This window comes from Brevundimonas sp., from assembly GCF_047617075.1.
GTDB lineage: Bacteria > Pseudomonadota > Alphaproteobacteria > Caulobacterales > Caulobacteraceae > Brevundimonas.
Map to the genome: position 1 here is coordinate 293,539 of NZ_JBLGCI010000002.1, position 17,054 is coordinate 310,592.

General features: G+C 67.6%; 17 protein-coding genes. 11 read left to right on the top strand and 6 right to left on the bottom strand.

The window, feature by feature from the left end; genetic code table 11:
• Positions 1-127: 127 nt before the first annotated feature.
• Positions 128-1,945, top strand: a complete 1,818-nt coding sequence (locus ACI8U3_RS03355; protein ID WP_415013485.1) for a ubiquitin-activating E1 FCCH domain-containing protein — start codon at positions 128-130, stop codon at positions 1,943-1,945.
• On the opposite strand, the gene ACI8U3_RS03360 is transcribed toward ACI8U3_RS03355, so the two are convergent.
• Positions 1,942-2,880 carry an isopenicillin N synthase family dioxygenase gene (locus tag ACI8U3_RS03360; protein ID WP_415013447.1) on the bottom strand — a complete coding sequence of 313 codons (939 nt, stop codon included), beginning with the start codon at positions 2,878-2,880 and terminating at the stop codon, positions 1,942-1,944. The genes ACI8U3_RS03355 and ACI8U3_RS03360 overlap by 4 nt on opposite strands.
• A gap of 164 nt (positions 2,881-3,044) precedes the next feature.
• On the opposite strand from ACI8U3_RS03360, the gene ACI8U3_RS03365 reads away from it, so the two are divergent.
• Positions 3,045-3,716, top strand: coding sequence for an OmpA family protein (locus tag ACI8U3_RS03365; RefSeq protein WP_415013448.1), 672 nt, complete (start codon positions 3,045-3,047; stop codon positions 3,714-3,716).
• A gap of 138 nt (positions 3,717-3,854) precedes the next feature.
• Entirely contained in the window at positions 3,855-4,034 is a 180-nt protein-coding gene (locus ACI8U3_RS03370) for a hypothetical protein (RefSeq protein WP_415013449.1), read from the top strand.
• Between the two features lie 133 nt (positions 4,035-4,167).
• On the opposite strand, the gene ACI8U3_RS03375 is transcribed toward ACI8U3_RS03370, so the two are convergent.
• Positions 4,168-5,343, bottom strand: a complete 1,176-nt coding sequence (locus ACI8U3_RS03375; RefSeq protein ID WP_415013450.1) for an acetyl-CoA C-acetyltransferase — start codon at positions 5,341-5,343, stop codon at positions 4,168-4,170.
• Positions 5,344-5,492: 149 nt separating this feature from the next.
• Here ACI8U3_RS03375 and trhA point away from each other — a divergent pair, with 149 nt between their 5' ends.
• The 3 genes from trhA to ACI8U3_RS03390 all read left to right on the top strand — a co-directional run bounded on the left by trhA (position 5,493) and on the right by ACI8U3_RS03390 (position 7,294).
• Positions 5,493-6,197 (top strand): PAQR family membrane homeostasis protein TrhA, encoded by a 705-nt coding sequence (gene trhA / locus ACI8U3_RS03380; RefSeq protein WP_415013451.1) that lies wholly within the window; start codon positions 5,493-5,495, stop codon positions 6,195-6,197.
• Between the two features lie 78 nt (positions 6,198-6,275).
• The gene (gene phaR, locus ACI8U3_RS03385) at positions 6,276-6,926 is read left to right on the top strand and encodes a polyhydroxyalkanoate synthesis repressor PhaR (RefSeq protein ID WP_415013452.1); all 651 of its coding nucleotides are present in this window, start codon (positions 6,276-6,278) and stop codon (positions 6,924-6,926) included.
• Positions 6,923-7,294, top strand: coding sequence for a hypothetical protein (locus tag ACI8U3_RS03390; RefSeq protein ID WP_415013453.1), 372 nt, complete (start codon positions 6,923-6,925; stop codon positions 7,292-7,294). Before phaR ends, ACI8U3_RS03390 begins: the two co-directional genes overlap by 4 nt.
• Before the next feature lie 131 nt (positions 7,295-7,425).
• On the opposite strand, the gene ACI8U3_RS03395 is transcribed toward ACI8U3_RS03390, so the two are convergent.
• Positions 7,426-7,857 (bottom strand): hypothetical protein, encoded by a 432-nt coding sequence (locus tag ACI8U3_RS03395; RefSeq protein WP_415013454.1) that lies wholly within the window; start codon positions 7,855-7,857, stop codon positions 7,426-7,428.
• A 143-nt stretch (positions 7,858-8,000) separates the two neighbouring features.
• On the opposite strand from ACI8U3_RS03395, the gene ACI8U3_RS03400 reads away from it, so the two are divergent.
• Both ACI8U3_RS03400 and ACI8U3_RS03405 read left to right on the top strand, forming a co-directional pair.
• Positions 8,001-9,896 carry a glycosyltransferase family 39 protein gene (locus ACI8U3_RS03400; protein WP_415013455.1) on the top strand — a complete coding sequence of 632 codons (1,896 nt, stop codon included), beginning with the start codon at positions 8,001-8,003 and terminating at the stop codon, positions 9,894-9,896.
• Positions 9,893-10,807 carry a hydroxymethylglutaryl-CoA lyase gene (locus ACI8U3_RS03405; protein ID WP_415013456.1) on the top strand — a complete coding sequence of 305 codons (915 nt, stop codon included), beginning with the start codon at positions 9,893-9,895 and terminating at the stop codon, positions 10,805-10,807. The genes ACI8U3_RS03400 and ACI8U3_RS03405 overlap by 4 nt, the downstream gene beginning before the upstream one ends.
• Before the next feature lie 72 nt (positions 10,808-10,879).
• Here ACI8U3_RS03405 and ACI8U3_RS03410 read toward each other — a convergent pair whose 3' ends face one another.
• The gene (locus ACI8U3_RS03410) at positions 10,880-11,815 is read right to left on the bottom strand and encodes a formylglycine-generating enzyme family protein (protein WP_415013457.1); all 936 of its coding nucleotides are present in this window, start codon (positions 11,813-11,815) and stop codon (positions 10,880-10,882) included.
• A 255-nt stretch (positions 11,816-12,070) separates the two neighbouring features.
• Between ACI8U3_RS03410 and ACI8U3_RS03415 the strand changes: the two genes are divergently transcribed.
• Positions 12,071-12,457, top strand: coding sequence for a hypothetical protein (locus ACI8U3_RS03415; protein ID WP_415013458.1), 387 nt, complete (start codon positions 12,071-12,073; stop codon positions 12,455-12,457).
• Between the two features lie 74 nt (positions 12,458-12,531).
• On the opposite strand, the gene thrS is transcribed toward ACI8U3_RS03415, so the two are convergent.
• The gene (gene thrS, locus ACI8U3_RS03420; RefSeq protein WP_415013459.1) at positions 12,532-14,463 is read right to left on the bottom strand and encodes a threonine--tRNA ligase; all 1,932 of its coding nucleotides are present in this window, start codon (positions 14,461-14,463) and stop codon (positions 12,532-12,534) included.
• Positions 14,464-14,541: 78 nt separating this feature from the next.
• Positions 14,542-15,801, bottom strand: a complete 1,260-nt coding sequence (locus ACI8U3_RS03425; protein WP_415013460.1) for an aspartate kinase — start codon at positions 15,799-15,801, stop codon at positions 14,542-14,544.
• Between the two features lie 54 nt (positions 15,802-15,855).
• Between ACI8U3_RS03425 and ubiG the strand changes: the two genes are divergently transcribed.
• Positions 15,856-16,662, top strand: coding sequence for a bifunctional 2-polyprenyl-6-hydroxyphenol methylase/3-demethylubiquinol 3-O-methyltransferase UbiG (gene ubiG, locus ACI8U3_RS03430; protein WP_415013461.1), 807 nt, complete (start codon positions 15,856-15,858; stop codon positions 16,660-16,662).
• Positions 16,663-16,712: 50 nt separating this feature from the next.
• Complete coding sequence (locus ACI8U3_RS03435) at positions 16,713-17,051, top strand: hypothetical protein (protein WP_415013462.1); 339 nt, start codon at positions 16,713-16,715, stop codon at positions 17,049-17,051.
• The last annotated feature ends 3 nt before the right edge of the window (positions 17,052-17,054 follow it).

Genomic DNA, 17,054 nt, shown 5'->3' on the forward strand with positions numbered 1-17,054 from the left:
TCTGCAGTCCTGAACGCGGGCGCCCGCCCGCTGAGGAATTCGGGGACGATTGCCCATGGCGGGGCGGCTGGCCGGCTTGCGCAGCTTTCTGAAGCGTTTCTCGCATTGTCGACGCGGCAATGTGGCGATGATGTTCGCGCTGTCCCTGCCGGTGCTGGCCATGACCAGCCTGGTTGGCGTGGATGTGCACCGCATCTCCACCGTGCGCGCCAATCTTCAGGACGCCCTGGACGCCGCGGCCCTGGCCGCCGCCCGCTCGCCGCACATGGATCAGGCCAACATCACCGCAGTGGGCATGGCGGCCCTTCGCGCCAATCTTCAGGCCTATCCCCAGATCAGCCTGCGCGAGGACCTGACCACCTTCCGCCTGACGGAAGAGGGCGCTGTGATCGCCGACTCCAAGGTGAATGTGGAAACCCTGGTGGCCAATATCTTCCTGCCGCCCTACGGCCAGTTGCTGGAGGACGAGGTCCAGGTGGGCGTTGAGTCCGAGGTGCTGAGATCCTCCACCAATCTTGAAGTGGCGCTGGTGCTGGACATCACCGGTTCCATGGCGGGCAGCCGAATCGAAACCCTGCGCGACTCCGCCACCGAACTGGTGGAACTCGTCATTCAGACGCAGCAGACGCCGTACTATTCAAAGGCCGCGATCATTCCCTATTCCATGGGCGTGAACCTCGGCTCCATGGCCAATGCCGCGAGAGGGACGCCGCCGGCGAGCCGGAGCATCACAAACGCCACCTGGTCGACCGGTTCCACCAGGAACATTTCCTCCATCTCGAAGAGCAACAGCCGCCTTACCGTTTCGTCCAACGGTCACGGGTTCCAGACAGGCGACTTCGTCTATGTCTGGGATGTGGACGGCATGGGTGAGGTGAACAACCGGGCCTTCCGGGTCCGGCGCGTGAACAACAACACCTTCCGCCTTCAGACGGCCTCCGGTCAGGACATCAACCCGTACTACTACGGAAATTACTGGCGCAACGGCCGTGTCGTGGAATGCGAGCGCAGCGACTGCGCCGTGACGATCACCGCGAACAACCATGAGCTCCAGAACGGCGGTCAGGTCCGGATTTTCGACATCGATGGTCTGAGTACGCTGAACGACAGAACATACAGGGTGGCCGATCGGACGCGGGACACCTTCGTGCTCCTCGGGTCCGATCCCCGGGGCCAGAGCTATTCGCGCAACGGAACCGCCTTCTGCGCAGACTATGGCTGCCAGTACTTCACCTACACGGGCCGCTGGGGCGCCGAGCGCACCAGCCAGATCAGCACCTGCGTCAGTGAGCGCACTGGGGACGACGCCTATACGGACCGGTCCCCCGCGGGTGCGCGGGTGGGGGCCAATTATCCGATCCCCGGCAATGGTTGCCCGTCGAACGTTCTGACCCCCCTGACCAGTGACCGGACCCTCCTGACCCAGCAAATCGGCCAGCTCAGGGACGGCGGTTCCACCGCCGGACAGATCGGTCTGGCCTGGGGCTGGTACGCGGTGTCTCCCAATTTCAACAGCCTGTGGCCCAGCAGCACGAACCACGCCGCGCCCTACGGCGCTGACGACCTGCTGAAGGTCGTGGTCATGATGACTGACGGGGAGTTCAATACGCCCTATTGCGAGGGCGTCATCGCCCAGGATGCGGGCGCCGGCAGCGGCGACACCAACTGGCACAACCGCTGCGACGCGACGAACGGCAGTCCGTTCCAGCAGGCGGTGGACCTGTGCGACGCCATGAAGGATGAGGACATCATCATCTATACGGTGGGCCTGGACGTCGCCAACGCGAACGACAACACCTCCAATGTGGTGGACACCGCCCGCGAGGTCATCGAGTCCTGCGCCACCAGCGCGGATCACATCTATCTGCCCAGCGGCGACACTGACCTGCGCGAGGCGTTCCGCGCCATCGCCCGCAGCATCTCCGACCTGCGTATCGCCCGCTAGAGCAGGCGAATTTCGCGCAGACGCTGCAGCAGATAGTCCTCGGCCGTGATGCCTTCGGGATAGCGATCCGGATTGTCGGCCGAGACGCAGCTATCCAGGGTGCGGATTTCGTATTCCGGCTCGAAATGCAGGAAGAACGGGGTCGAATAGCGCGAGAAGCCGCGCCGCTCGGGCGCCGGATTGACCACCCGGTGGGTGGTGGACGGCAGCACATGGTTGGTCAGGCGCTGCAGCATGTCGCCGATGTTCACCACCAGGGCGCCCGGCGGCGGCGCGATGGACAGCCACTGGCCGTCCCGGTCCAGCAGTTGCAGCCCGGCTTCCTCGGCGCCCAGCAGCAGGGTGATGACGTTGATGTCCTCGTGCGCCCCGGCCCGCACGCCCGGCGCGTCGGCGGGCACGGGGGGATAGTGCAGCAGGCGCAGGACGCTGTTGCCCAGCGCCACCTTGTCGGCGAAGAAATCGTCCGGAAGCTTCAGGTAGCGGGCGATGGCCTGCAGCAGCTTCGCGCCCAGGGCGTCCAGCGCCTGGAACATGCCGTAGACGTGGTTGTGGAAGGTCGGAACCTCCGACGGCCAGACGTTGTCGCGCATGTATTTGCGATAGGGATGCTCCTCGGGCAGCTCGCGCCCCGCGTGCCAGAATTCCTTCAGGTCCACGGCCTTGGCGTCCTTGGCCGCCTCGATCCCGAAGGGGGTGTAGCCCCGGGCGCCGCCGGTGCCGGGCTGGTGATAGGCGCGCTTGACCGCGTCCGGCAGGGCGAAGAAGGCCTTGGCGTCATCCAGCGCCGCCCCGATCACCGCCTCATCGAGGCCATGGTCCGCCACCACGGCGAAGCCGTAGCGGGCGAAGGAGGCGCCCAGATCGTCGGAAAAGCCCTGAAAGTCCGCGTCAAAGCGGGTCATGGAGACGGGGATGATGGCGCTGTCGGTCACGGGGATGGCTCTCGGAGGTGAACGGAGGCCGTCTTACGACGTTCATCCGCCCGATGGCAAAAGGTCGTTATGGCTGCGCTTCAAGCGGCCGCACCGGAACCTTGACCGTTAGTGAGACGTTCCGGCGGCTGGGTCACTCAAGAAACCCTGGAAGGACATCCGTCATGAACATCAAGATTATCGCTGGAGTCAGCGCCCTGGCCCTCGTGGCCGCCGCCTGCACCACCACCGACCCCTACCGCACCGACGCGCCGCGCAACAACACCGCCACGGGCGCCATCGCCGGAGCCGTGGGCGGCGCCCTGCTGGGCTACCTGACCAACACCAACAACTCCGAGGAAGGCCGCCAGAACGCCCTGATCGGCGCGGGCGTGGGCGCCCTGGCCGGCGCCGGCATCGGCCAGTACATGGACCGCCAGCAGCGCGCCATGGAAGCCGAGCTTTCGGGCTCGGGCGTCGGCGTGGCGCGTCAGGGCGACAACCTGGTTCTGCGTATGCCGGGCGACGTGACCTTCCCCACCAACAGCGCCGAGATCAATGCGCGCTTCTATCCGGTGCTGGCGGACGTGGCGGGGGTCATGAACGAGTATGACCGCTCCATCGTCGACATCGTGGGGCACACCGACTCCACCGGCACAGACGCCATCAACCAGCCCCTGTCGGAACGCCGCGCCGCCTCGGTGGCCGCCTTCCTGATCAATGAGGGCGTGATGCGCGAGCGGCTCTATGTGGCCGGCGCCAGCTCGCGCAACCCGATCGCGTCCAACGACACGGTCGAGGGCCGGGCCCAGAACCGCCGCGTCGAGATTCTGATCCGGCCGCTGACCGCCGACTGATCTCAACACAGTTGCGTGAAATCGCGGAAAGGCGGCGGGTTTCCGCCGCCTTTTTGCGTGGGCGCCGCTTGCGAAGCAGTTTCACCTCATGCTGTTCTGAATTCCGCGTTCGGCGCGCTTCGCCGACAGGGATTCAGCATGAGAAACGGTCGATCGGACGATGAGGATGTCTGGGAAAGCCTGCGCCTGACCGGCGTGGCTGTGGTCTCCGCCTTCATCGTCGCTGCGGCCGTCATCGGGGCAGGGGGCGCCGTCCTTCCCGCCCTGCTGGACGAGTCGGACGCCGCCCCCGTGGTGCGGGCCTCGATCGACCGCTAGAGCCTGATCGGTTGAGATGGAATCGCCTCGCGATTCCATCGATGCCGTGAATCAGGCTCTCGCTTTAAACTGGACCGAAATCTGAGCCCAGTTGGACGACGTCCAACTGAAGTGATTTCGGTCTAGAGCGGAATCAGACTGCCTCCACGCACATGGCGACGCCCATGCCGCCGCCGATGCACAGGGTGGCCAGGCCTTTCTTGCCGCCCGAGCGCTTCATCTCGTGCAGGAGGGTGGTCAGCACCCGCGCGCCCGACGCGCCGATGGGGTGGCCGATGGCGATGGCGCCGCCGTTCACGTTCACCTTCGCCGTATCCAGGCCCAGCTCCTTGACCACGCACAGGGACTGGGCGGCGAAGGCCTCATTGGATTCGATCAGGTCCAGGTCGCCTACGGACCAGCCGGCGTTCTGAAGCGCCTTTTTCGACGCCGGGATCGGGCCCGTGCCCATGATGGCCGGATCCACGCCCGCCGTGGCCCATGAGGCGATGCGGGCCAGCGGCTTCAGGCCGCGCTTTTGCGCCTCGTCCGCCGTCATCAGCACCACCGCGGCGGCGCCGTCGTTCAGGCCCGAGGCGTTGGCGGCGGTGACCGAGCCGTCCTTTGTGAAAGCCGGGCGCAGCTTCTCCATGGCCTCGATGGTGGCGCCGTGGCGAATGTATTCGTCCTTGTCGACTACCACGTCGCCCTTGCGGGTCTTGATGGTCACCGGGGCGATCTCGTCATCGAACTTGCCGGCCTTCTGGGCGGCCTCGGCCTTGTTCTGGCTGGCCACGGCGAAGGCGTCCTGATCGGCGCGGGCGATGGACCATTTGTCGGCGATGTTCTCGGCCGTCTGACCCATGTGATAGCCGTTGAAGGCGTCCCACAGGCCGTCCTTGATCATGGTGTCGGTGAACGACAAGTCGCCCATCTTCTGGCCATTGCGCAGGTTCGCGGCGTGGGGCGCCTGGCTCATGCTCTCCTGACCGCCGGCCACCACGATCTTCGCGTCGCCGGCGGTGATCTGTTGCAGGCCCAGGGCCACGGCGCGCAGGCCCGAGCCGCACAGCTGGTTCAGGCTCCAGGCTGGGGACTCCACCGGCACGCCCGCCGCCACCGCCGCCTGACGGGCGGGGCCCTGACCGGCGCCGGCCTGCAGCACCTGGCCCATGATGACCTCGTCCACCTCGTCGGGCTTGACGCCCGCGCGCTCCAGCGCCGCCTTGATGGCCACGGCGCCCAGCTCATGGGCCGGCAGGGAAGACAGGGCGCCGAGGAACGAACCGACGGGGGTGCGGGCGGCCGAGACGATGACGATGTCGGACATGGCGATTTCACTCCGGGAGGAATTTGGTGTGGCGGTTCTGCCTCAACGAAGGCGTTTCGTCACCTGAAAGCCGCCGATTCAGCGGAGCGTCACCATGTCGGGGCCATGATGAGCGGGAACCTTGGGCTGTCTCCGCCGCTTGAAAGGTCATGCTCGTGTTGTTCCGCCGCCTCGCCAATCATGTCTGCACGCCCGACGAGCAGGACATGGCCGAGCACTACCGCACGCGCGCCGAGCGTCTGGCGGACAAGTGGGTGCATATCGTCGGCCTCAGCCTTGCGGCGGTCGGCGGCGTGATCCTGGCGGTTCTGTCCGCCATCTACGGCGGCGCCGGAACGGCCATGGCCACCGCGATCTACGCCCTGTGCCTGATCGCCATGCTGACCTGCTCGACCATCTACAACCTGACCCATCCCTGCGCAGCGCGGCCGGTGCTGCGCCGCATGGACGAGGCGGCCATCTTCCTGATGATCGCGGGCAGCTACACGCCCTTCACCGTGCTGCGGTTCGAGGGCGCCTGGTCCATCGGCTTCACCCTTCTCGTCTGGGGTTTCGCCCTGGCCGGGGTGTTCGCCAAGATGCTGGCGCCGCGCATTTCCGACGCCTTCTGGAGCGGGGTCTATGTGCTGTTCGGCTGGCTGGCGGTGTTCGCCCTCAAACCCATGATCGAGACGGTTCACCCGATCGCCCTCGGCCTGCTGGTGGCGGGCGGGCTGATCTATACCGCCGGGGTGTTTGTGTTCATCAACCAGCGCGTGAAGTTCCGCCGCGCCATCTGGCATGGCTTCGTCGTGACCGGGGCGGGCGTTCACTGGGCGGCAGTTCTGGTCGGGGTCGTTCTGGCCCCCGCCTAAGCCCTTTCGCAATGCACTGGCGTCCGGCGCCGCGCTGCGGAATAATGCCGGGGTATGACAACAACGGACGGTGACAGCGTGGCGGATACCCAACCGGAAGCCGGCAAGAAATCCAGCAAGGCCCAGGGCGACAAGACCGGCGGCACGGTCGTCATCAAGAAATATGCGAACCGGCGGCTCTACAACACATCCACCAGCGCCTATGTGACCCTAGAGGACCTGGCGACCATGGTCCGCGAAGGTGTCGATTTCGTCGTCTTTGACGCCAAGACAAACGACGACCTGACCCGTCAGGTGCTGACCCAGATCATCTTCGAGGAGGAAAGCCGGGGCGAGGCGCTGCTACCGGTCCAGTTCCTGCGCCAGTTGATCGGCTTCTACGGCGGCCAGATGCAGTCGGTCCTGCCCAGTTATCTGGAGCTGTCCCTCGACAATTTCGTGCGCCAGCAGGAGCAGTTCCGCTCCCAGTTCTCGCGCGCCTTCGGAGCGACGCCGGGCGTTGGCATGTTCGACGAGCAGGTGAAGCAGAACATCGCCATGTTCGAGCGGGCCATGAAGATGTTCACGCCCATGGCCTTCGCACCCAAGGCAGAGCCGGAGAAGGCGCCGGAGGCCGCCCCCGCCGCAGGGGACGCCGCCCTGGATGAAATGCGTCGCCAGATGGAGCAGATGCGCGCCCAGCTGGATCGTCTGGCCGGCGCCCGGTCCGACGAGCCCGGCAGGAAATGACCGGCCCCGTTCGCCCGGTCGGTCCGGTCGAGCCGCGCGGCCCCCAGCGCCGCACCGGCGACCGGCGCCAGGGTGATGAGCGGCGCGAGGGCGAGCCGCGCCCGTCGCGCGCCCTTGTGCCTTCCGATGAACCGCCCGCGCCTGCTGGCGAGCCCGCGCCTGCGCCTGCGCCCGCGCCCACGCCGCCGAACCCCGTCCAGCCTGCGGTCTTCGCGGCCCAGATGATCGGCCAGACAGGCGCGCGGAAGGGTTTGAAGGGCGGCCCGCCGGTGCTGGGCGCCGCGCGGGGCAGCTATCTGGGAACCGAATATTCCGGCGCCGGCGATCGGCGTCCGAAACCCGGCAAGACCACCAGAACCGACATCTGATCTGGCCCGGTCCTTGCAGTCCCTGATGGCGTCATTCGCCTTCAGGACCGCACACCATGACCGCCTTCGCCGCCCGCGCCTTCGACATTCTGGCCGTCGCCCTGGTATTTCTGGCCTTCGGCTGAGGCGGATCAGCCGGCCGCCGTGCCGATATCAAAGTCCTTGCGCGCGCTGATGATGGTCACGATGAACCCGGCCAGCACGTCCAGCAGCACCATCACCGTGATCAGGAAGAAGGTCGAGGTCGCGAACCCGCGCAGCAGCAGGAACGCGATCAGGCAGACCACGAACAGGATCATCGACAGGGCGTGATTGATGATCGCGATTTTCTGGCTGGATGTGGACTTCAGCAGCTCGAAGAACAGCAGGATCAACGAAAACAGAATCAGCAGATCCCCCGGCCCCACGGTCCAGCTGGCCCCCGAGGTCATGGGGATGGTGAACAGCGCGTCCCGCAGCGCCGCGTCCGCGCCGGCGGCGGTGAAGCCTCCGTCCATGCCGAAGATCACCACCAGGGTGTAGAGCAGCACCGGAATGGCCAGAAGCGGCAGGGCGATCAGCATGGTCGTTCCTTCGGTGTCTCGCGGCATGGGCCGCCGGTTCATATTGGTTAATACCGCCGTTCGCTCCCGATCGCTACGGTCTGGCTTGAAGGATGAGCACGCATTTGTGGAGACGGCCCGTTACGGCGTGTTACAGAGGCGCGATGGAGCGACCCGATCTTGATCGCCTGATCCAGGGCTGGCGCGGCCCGCTGCTGGCCGCCCTGGTGGCCTTGCTGGCCGGGCTGCCCGGCCTGTTGATGACGCCTGTGCTGGACCGCACCGAGGCGCGCACCGTTCAGGTCAGCGCCCGCATGCTGGACCAGGGCGACTGGGTCGACACCCGCTATGACGAGGAGGACCGGCTGCGCACCGCGGCCGGACTGCACTGGCTGCAGGCAGCGTCGGCCGCCGTGTTCACAGACGTTGAGGATCGGGACATCCGGCCCTATCGCCTGCCGTCGCTGCTGGGCGCCATGCTGGCGGCCTGGGCCTGCGCCTGGGGCGCCGGCGCCCTGTTCGGCGCGCGGGCAGGGTTTCTGGCGGGCGCCCTGCTGGGCTCAAGCTTCCTCATGTCCACCTTGGCCGGTGTCGCCCAGCCCAGCGCCCTGGCGGCCGGCTTCATCGTCCTGTCCCTGGCGGCGCTCGGCCGGCTCTATGTTCTGGCCCGCGAGGGCGAAGCCGAGGCCTCGGCCAGCGGGGGCGCGCCGCCGCGCCTGCCCCGGCGTCTGAAGCTGATGGCCTGGGGCGGACTGGCGGGATCGATTCTGGTCGGCGGCCTGGGCGGTCTGGTGGTGATCGGCCTGACCCTGATCGCCCTGGGCGTCATGGACCGGCGCTGGCGCTGGATGGGCCGAATCGGCTGGCTCGGCGGCCTATGCCTTTTGGCCGTCGTCATCGGGCCGTGGATCATCGCCGCCACCGTCTCCACCGACGGGCGCATGTGGAATGATCTGCTGGAAGACAACATCCTGACCCGCATGGTGCAGGGCCGCGCCGACTGGGGCCTGCCCGGACGGCATCTGCTGCTGGCGCCTCTGTTGCTGTTTCCCGCCACCCTGCTGGTGCCCGCCGCCCTGGCCACGGGCCTGACGCGGCGCGTCGAGCCAGGGGTGCGATTCGCCGTGGCCTGGCTTGTCCCGTCGTGGATCCTGTTCGAACTGGCGCCGGACCTGATGTGGCATCAGCCCCTGCCGCTGTACGCCGCCGCCGCCTGGCTGGCGTCCGCCGCCCTGGTGCGGCCCATGGGCCGTTTCGCCCGCTGGGGCGGCGCGGCTCTGGCGGGTCTGGGCGGCCTCTACATGCTGGGCGCGTCGCTCTACGCCCTGTCGGAATTCGGGGGCGAGGCGTCCCAGGCCTGGGCCACCCCGACCATCGGCCTGACCCTCGCCGCTGCGGCCATCGGGGGCTTCCTGCTGTATCACCGCATGGCCGTGACGGCGGCGCTGGTCTCCATCGCGCTCGGCGTTCTGGCCCATGCCAGCCTGGCCGGCTTGATGCGCAATCTGGAGCCCCTGTGGGTCTCGCCGCGCCTGGACGCGGCCATGGTCGAGGCCGGACTGCATCCGGTGGAGGGACGCTATCGGGGGCCGGTGGCCGTGGTCGGCTATGACCAGCCCAGCGTCATGTTCCTGTTCGCCGGCGCGGCCCGGTCCGTCACCCCCGAGGAGGCCGCCCGCGCCATCCTCGAGCGCCGCCCCGCGGTGATCGAGGATCGGGAGGACGCCGACTTCCGCGCGGCTCTGTCACGCCTGGGCGCCGAGGTTCGGGCCGAGGGTCAGGTGGAGGGTGTGAACTACGCCAACGGCGATCGGGTCAGCCTGACGCTGTATCGACCGATCGTCCGGGCGCCGTCGCCCCGGCGCGAAGCCGCTCGCCCGGCGTCGGAACCGGCCCTGCCCACGGACGAGGAAGCGCCGCTTCTGGCGGAGCCGGGTGCGGAGACCCAGGACGTGGACGCCGAAGCGCCGGTCCGGCCCCCGGAACAGCCGGACGGGCCGGACACGCCCGTCCAGTCGCCCCCCGTTGAAACCCCCGCGCCGGACGAGCCCGACCAATGAGCCGCTTCATCCAGATCGTGGAGGTCGGTCCCCGAGACGGCCTCCAGAATGAGGCCGCCGTGCTGGAGCCCGCCGTGCGCGCCGGATTCGTGCGGCGCCTTGAGGCGGCCGGCGCGCGCCGCATCGAGGCGGTCAGCTTCGTCCACCCGAAATATGTGCCCCAGATGGCCGGCGCCGAAGAGGTCATGGCCGACCTGGCCCCCGAGGCGGAGCGCAGTCGCATCGGTCTGGTGCTGAACGCCAAGGGTTATGACCGCGCTCTCACGACCGGCGTGGACGAGGTCAATGTCTCGGTGGCCGCCACCGACGGCTTCGGCCTCAAGAACCAGGGTCTGGACCTGAAAGGGCAGGCCGCCATGCTGGCCGACATCACAGCTCGCCGTCACAACGCCGCGCCCGGCGATGCGGCGCCGTCCCTGTCGGTGACCATCAGTTGCGTGTGGGGCTGTCCCTTTGACGGAGAGGTGTCGGTGGATCAGGTGGCCGATCTGGTGGGCCGCATCGGCGAACTGGGCGTGGACGAGATCGCCCTGGCCGACACCATCGGCGCCGGTGATCCCTGGGCCGTGACGAAGAAGGTGGAGGCCGCGCGTAAGGCCGCGCCGGACGCGAAACTGCGGCTGCACTTCCACGACACGCGCAACACCGGCCTGGCCAACGCCTATGCGGGCGTGGAGGCGGGGGTGGACATTCTGGACGCCTCGGTGGGCGGCATCGGCGGCTGTCCCTTTGCGCCCGGCGCCACCGGCAACATCGGCACCGAGGATCTGGTCTATATGCTGCACCGGGGCGGGTTCGAGACCGGCTATGATCTGGACGCCCTGATCCAGACGGCCCACTGGGTTGGCCAGCGCCTCGGCAAGCCGCCCCCCTCCAGCCTCAGCCGCGCCGGGCCGTTTCCGAAACCCTGATCGAGGGCGTTCCCGGCGCCGCGTGCCCGGTCACAAGTCGCAAGGGTGGGCTGCCGGCGGACCCCCGCCTCATTAATCGGGAAGCGTCCTCGCCACACGCAAGCCTGTCGAGTTTAACCGGGTGTTCGGCCTGCTGTCGGAGCGCTGGGCGGAGCGCAGTTGGTCCGGGTCACTGTCCCAGGCGCCACCTCGGGCGACACGGTCTGGACACTCTTCTTCCGTGCGGGCTGAGCCGTCGGTGGGCGCGCCTTCATAGCTGTCGGCGTAACAATCCTCCACGAGCTCCCACACATTGCCGTGCATGTCATGAAGGCCAAAGGCGTTGGGTAGCTTGCGGCCGACAGGATGCGTGTTGCCGTAGGGGCGGAAGCGGTTGGGGCTGTACCACGCGTGGTCACCCAGCCGGCTGGCATCATCACCAAAGCTGTAATCGGTGTCCGATCCGGCCCTTGCTGCGTATTCCCACTCAGCCTCGCTCAGCAGGCGGTAGCGGTCCGTACGGTCCGTGAGCCCCGTCTTGTGGTTCAGCCAGTCCACATAGGCTTGCGCATCATGCCATGAGACGCATGTCACCGGGTGGTCCCCCGACTGATCGAATCCGGGTGACAGCCAGCTCGTATCAGCCATTGCGCGCACCTGACCGCTGAACCAGCGCAGGCAAAGATCGTCCGGACTCCAGCCCGTCTCTTCCGCGAAGGCGCTGAACTCATCCACGCTCACTTCAAAGCGGCCGACGGCCAGGCGATATCCGATCTGAACCACGCGCTGGGGGCCTTCATCACCAAATCCCCTGTGCTCCGACTCCGGCGAGCCCATTGTGAAGCGCCCCGCGGGCAGAACCACCATCTCCGGACCCTGGCCAGAACCGGAGATGAACGGGTCGCGAAAAACGTCGCCTGTTCGGCTCTGCGCCTTGGCGGCCGTATCGGCCAGGGCGAGGGCGCCGAGCGCACCCAGGAGTGCGGCCCACGACTTCAACCCCGCTGGTAATCGGATCGCGACGGCCATGGCGTTCAATATCCCTGGAAATTCCCCATGGTCAGGGGGATCGCACCGCCTCGGCGGCCTGATCGACCGATGGTATGCCTTCAGGCCGAAAACCAAAGCCGAAAAATCCACGTTCAGCGGATGTGTCAGACCCTGTCAGGCTTTCGCAACTTCACCAGACTCCAGTGGACTATTAGAACTACGTTATATCGAGCTACGGAGCATGGGATGCGGCGACCTGGATTTATAGGGCTCCTTGCCCTGGTGCTCGCGGGCATGGCCGGTATAGCGCAGGCCCAGTCCCAGAGCGCCTACGTTCGCGGCGCCCTGGACCGGCTGGATGCCGTGGCCGATAGCGCGTCATACGGCTCCAGCCTCAGCTTTGACCTCAGCCGCGTTACGGCGGGGCAGCATTTCCGGCGCTCCACTGTACCCACCACGAGCGCCGCCGTGCGGGTGTCCGCCGCCTGCGACACCGATTGCAGTCGCCTGCAGCTCCGCGTGGTCGATTTCCAGAACCGCCAGGTCGCCTATGAACAGCCCTACGCGGGGGCCAGCACCCTGCTCTTCTATCCGCAGGCGGGTCAGACCTACTGGATCTATGCGCAACCGTTGGATTGCAGCGAGGCCTACTGCTACGTCGTCGTCGGGGTCTGGCAATAGCCCTGGCCGCACAGGTCGAGGGACAAGGTGTCAAGCCATCCGGGCGCCCGCCGTTCGGCAGGATCCCAGCACCCTTATGAATTCGCCCGCTTCAGGTCCGGCGGCGTGGCCTCGTCGGTCAGGACGCGGATGGCTTCCTCCACCGTCAGGATTTCCTGGGCCTGGGAGCCGAGGCGGCGCAGGGCGACCTTGCCTTCGGCGGCCTCGTTCCTGCCCACCACGGCGATGACCGGCACCTTGCCCACCGAGTGTTCGCGCACCTTGTAGCCGACCTTCTCGTTCCTCAGGTCCGTCTCGACCCGCAGGCCGGCGGCCTTGAACTTCGCGGCCACCTCATGGGCGTAGCCGTCGGCGTCGGAGGTGATGGTGGCCACCACCGCCTGCACCGGCGCCAGCCACAGGGGGAAGGCCCCGGCGTAGTTCTCGATCATGATGCCGATGAAGCGCTCGAACGACCCCAGGATCGCCCGGTGCAGCATGACCGGCCGGTGCTTCTGGCCGTCCTCGGCGATGTAGGAGGCGTCCAGCCGTTCGGGCAGAACATAGTCCAGCTGGATGGTGCCGCAGGTCCATTCCCGACCGATGGCGTCCTTGACGATGAAGTCCAGCTTGGGCGCGTAGAAGGCGCCGTCCCCCTCGGTGACCACCGGCTCCGTGCCCGCCGCGCGGGCGGACTCGGCCATCAGGGCCTCGGCCTTGTCCCAGAATTCGTCGGACCCGGCCCGCACCTCGGGCCGCGTGCCCAGGCTGATGTAGGCGGTCTCCATGCCCAGATCGGCATGGACGCTGCGCGCCAGCTCGATGAAGGCCGAGGTCTCGGCGACGATCTGGTCCTCGCGGCAGAAGATGTGGGCGTCGTCCTGGGTGAAGCCGCGCACCCGCATCAGACCGTGCAGGGCGCCCGACGGCTCATAGCGGTGGCAGGCCCCGAACTCCGCCATGCGCAGGGGCAGTTCGCGGTACGACCGCTGGCCCTGGTCGAAGATCTGCACGTGGCCCGGGCAGTTCATGGGCTTCAGGCTGAGGGTCTCGCCCTCCACCGTCTCGCACACGAACATGTTGGGTCGGTATTTCTCCCAGTGGCCCGAGGCCTCCCAGAATTTGCGGTCCAGCACCTGGGGCGTCTTGACCTCCACATAGCCGGCCGCGTCCAGGCGCCGGCGCATGTAGTCCTCGATCACCCGCCAAAGCACCCAGCCCTTGGGGTGCCAGAACACCATGCCCCGGCCCTCTTCCTGCATGTGGAAGAGCTCCATGGCGCGGCCGACCTTGCGGTGGTCGCGCTTCTCGGCCTCCTCGAGGCGCTGCAGGTGGGCGTCCAGATCCTCTTTCGTGGCCCAGGCCGTGCCGTAGATGCGCTGAAGCTGGGCGTTGCGGTGGTCGCCGCGCCAGTAGGCGCCGGCCAGCTTGGTCAGCTTGAAGGCCTTGCCCACGAATTTGGTCGAGGGGAAGTGGGGCCCCCGGCACAGATCCAGCCACTCGCCCTGACGATAGACGGTGATGGTCTCGCTCTCGGGCAGGTCGCGGATGATCTCGGCCTTGTAGGCCTCGCCGATGCCCTCGAAATATTTGATCGCCTCGTCGCGGTCCCAGACCTCGCGCTCCAGTTTCGCGCCACGATCGATGATCTCGGCCATCTTCTTCTCGATGGCGGCGAAGTCGTCGGTGGAGAAGGGCTCATCGCGGGCGAAGTCGTAGTAGAAGCCGTCCTCGATGGCCGGGCCGATGGTGACCTGGGTTCCGGGGAACAGGCTCTGCACCGCCTCGGCCATGACGTGGGCCGCGTCGTGACGGATGGTGGCCAGGGCCGCCGGGTCCTCGCGCATCAGCAGGCGGAAGTCGCCGCCGGTCTCAAGGGTGCGGTCCAGATCCAGCTGGGCGCCGTTCAGCTCGACCAGCGCGGCCTTCTTGGCCAGGGACGGCGAAATGGACGCGGCCACCTCGCGGCCCGTCACGCCTTCGGGATACTGGCGCGCGGCGCCGTCGGGAAATTTCAGCTCGATCATGATGGCGCTGTCTTAATAGGGGGCGCGCCCACGGCATAGCCCCCGCGGCGCTCAAGCTTCAATCGTGACCGCTGTAGTTCACGCGGCTTCCAGACCATAGGCGCCGTGAAGCGCACGCACCGCCAGTTCGGCGTAGGCGGCGTCGATCAGCACGCTGATCTTGATCTCCGATGTGGAGATGGCCTGGATTTTCACGCCCTTGTCGGCGAGGGCCTGGAACATGGTCTGGGCCACGCCCGCGTGGCTGCGCATGCCCACCCCGATGACCGAGACCTTGGCCACGTCCTCGTCAACCGCCACTTCCTCGAAGCCCAGCTCGCCCTGGGACGCGCGGGTCAGGTCGGCCGCGCGCGCGGCGTCGCGGCGGCCGGTGGTGAAGGTCAGGTTCACGGTCTCGGGCGTGCGGGCCCGCGACTGGACGATCATGTCCACGTTCACGTTCGCTTCCGCCAGCAGGGTGAACAGCCGCGCGGTGGTCTCGATCCGGTCCGGCAGTCCCAGCAGGGTGATGCGAGCCTCGTCGCGGCTCATGGTCACGCCCGACACGATGCGCTTTTCCACGATCTCGTCCTCTTCACAGATCAGGGTGCCCGACTTCTCGGGCAGGGTTCCGTTGTCGTCCGGTTCGATGAAGCTGGACAGCACCCGCACGGGCACCTGCCTGGCCATGGCCAGTTCCACCGAGCGGGTCTGCAGCACCTTGGCGCCCAGCGACGCCATCTCCAGCATCTCCTCGTAGGAGACCCGCTCCAGCCGGCGCGCCTTCTGCTCGATGCGGGGGTCGGTCGTATAGACCCCGTCCACGTCGGTGTAGATGTCGCAGGGGCATTCCAGCGCCGCGGCCACCGCCACCGCCGAGGTGTCCGAGCCGCCCCGGCCCAGGGTCGTGATGCGGCCGTCGCGGGTGACGCCCTGAAAGCCCGGCACCACCGCCACCTGCCCGGAATCCACCGCGGCGCCCAGCACCTCGCCGGGAATGTCCTCGATGCGCGCCCGGCCGTGGGCGTCGTCGGTGAGGATGGGGATCTGCCAGCCCATCCAGCTGCGGGCGTCCAGCCCCAGATTGCGCAGGGTCAGGGCCAGCAGCCCCGCCGTCACCTGTTCGCCTGAGGCCACCACCACGTCGTATTCATCGTCCGACAGGGCCACGCCCGCCCCCGGCTTGCCGGCGCCGTCTGTCCAGGCCACCAGCTCATTGGTCTTGCCCGCCATGGCCGAGACCACCACCGCCACCTTGCGTCCGGCCTTCACCTCCGCGGCGACGATGCGCGCGGCGCGGCGGATGCGCTCCAGGTCGCCCATGGAGGTGCCGCCGAACTTCATCACCAGGCGCGTCATCGTGGCGCGAATCCCCCGTTGCAAACCACGGCCCGGGCGTTCATCCCTTGGGCCATGGCCGCTTCTAGTCACACCCGCCCGGCGCGAGAAGCCCCGCCGCCGCAAGAAATCCTCGAGGGCGGCGCCAGCGGCGCTTCCATCGACCCGGCCGACGTGGCGCGCTTCTCGGCCCAGGCGGCCGAATGGTGGGACGCCAGGGGCCCCTTCGCCCCCCTGCACAAGTTCAATCCGGCCCGCCTGGCCTTCGTGCGTGATCAGGCCGCCGCCCGGTTCGGGCGCGACGTGCGCGCCCGCAAGCCGTTCCAGGGCCTGTCCCTGCTGGACGTGGGCTGTGGCGGCGGGCTGATCGCCGAGCCCATGAGTCGTCTAGGCTTTGATGTCACCGCCATCGATGCCTCGGCCGAGAACATCGGCACCGCCCGGGCCCATGCGGAGCCGCAGGGGCTGCCCATCACCTACCGCGCCGCCACGGTCGAACAACTGGAGGCCGAAGGCGCCGGTCCCTTCGACGTGGTCCTGACCATGGAGGTGATCGAGCACGTGCGCGATCCGGAGGCCTTCATCCGCACCTGCTCGCGGCTGGTCGCGCCCGGCGGTTTGATGATCGTGGCCACCCTGAACCGCACCCTGAAGTCGCTGGCCCTGGGCAAGGTGGCGGCGGAATACGTCCTGCGCTGGGTGCCCGCCGGCACCCACGACTGGCGCCAGTTCCTCAAGCCGGACGAAATCCGGCTGATGCTGTCCGAAGAACCGGTCGCTGTGGAGGGACCGTTCGGGATCGGCTATGGTCCGCTTACCGACCGATGGTCGCAAGGCGCGGACGCGGATGTAAACTACATGATGGTCGCCACCCGCGACTGACGTCTGCCTAAGGAAAAGAGTTCAACAGCTTCCGGGGAGGAGCCATGTTGGTGCTTGTTTCAGCGTTCGCCGCCCTTTCCTTCAACGCCGCTCAGCCTGCCGAGCCGATCACCGATTGGCGGGAGGCCGTTCGATGTCTGGCCGCGTTCGAGGTGGCGTCTTCCATGAGTTTTCAGGCCCAGCAGGCGGATGCGGGCGCGCGCTATGACGATCTGGCCATGGCGCTGTTCAGCAGCATGGGCGACCGCTTCGATTTCGCCCGCATGGAGCAGGCCGAAACCATCCGGGCGCGTGAGGCGGAGGTCCTTCGCGCCCGACCGCTGGAGCAGGTTACGGCCCGCGCGGACGACTGCCGGGCGCGGCTGCCGGACCCGCCCGCCGTGCCGTAAGGC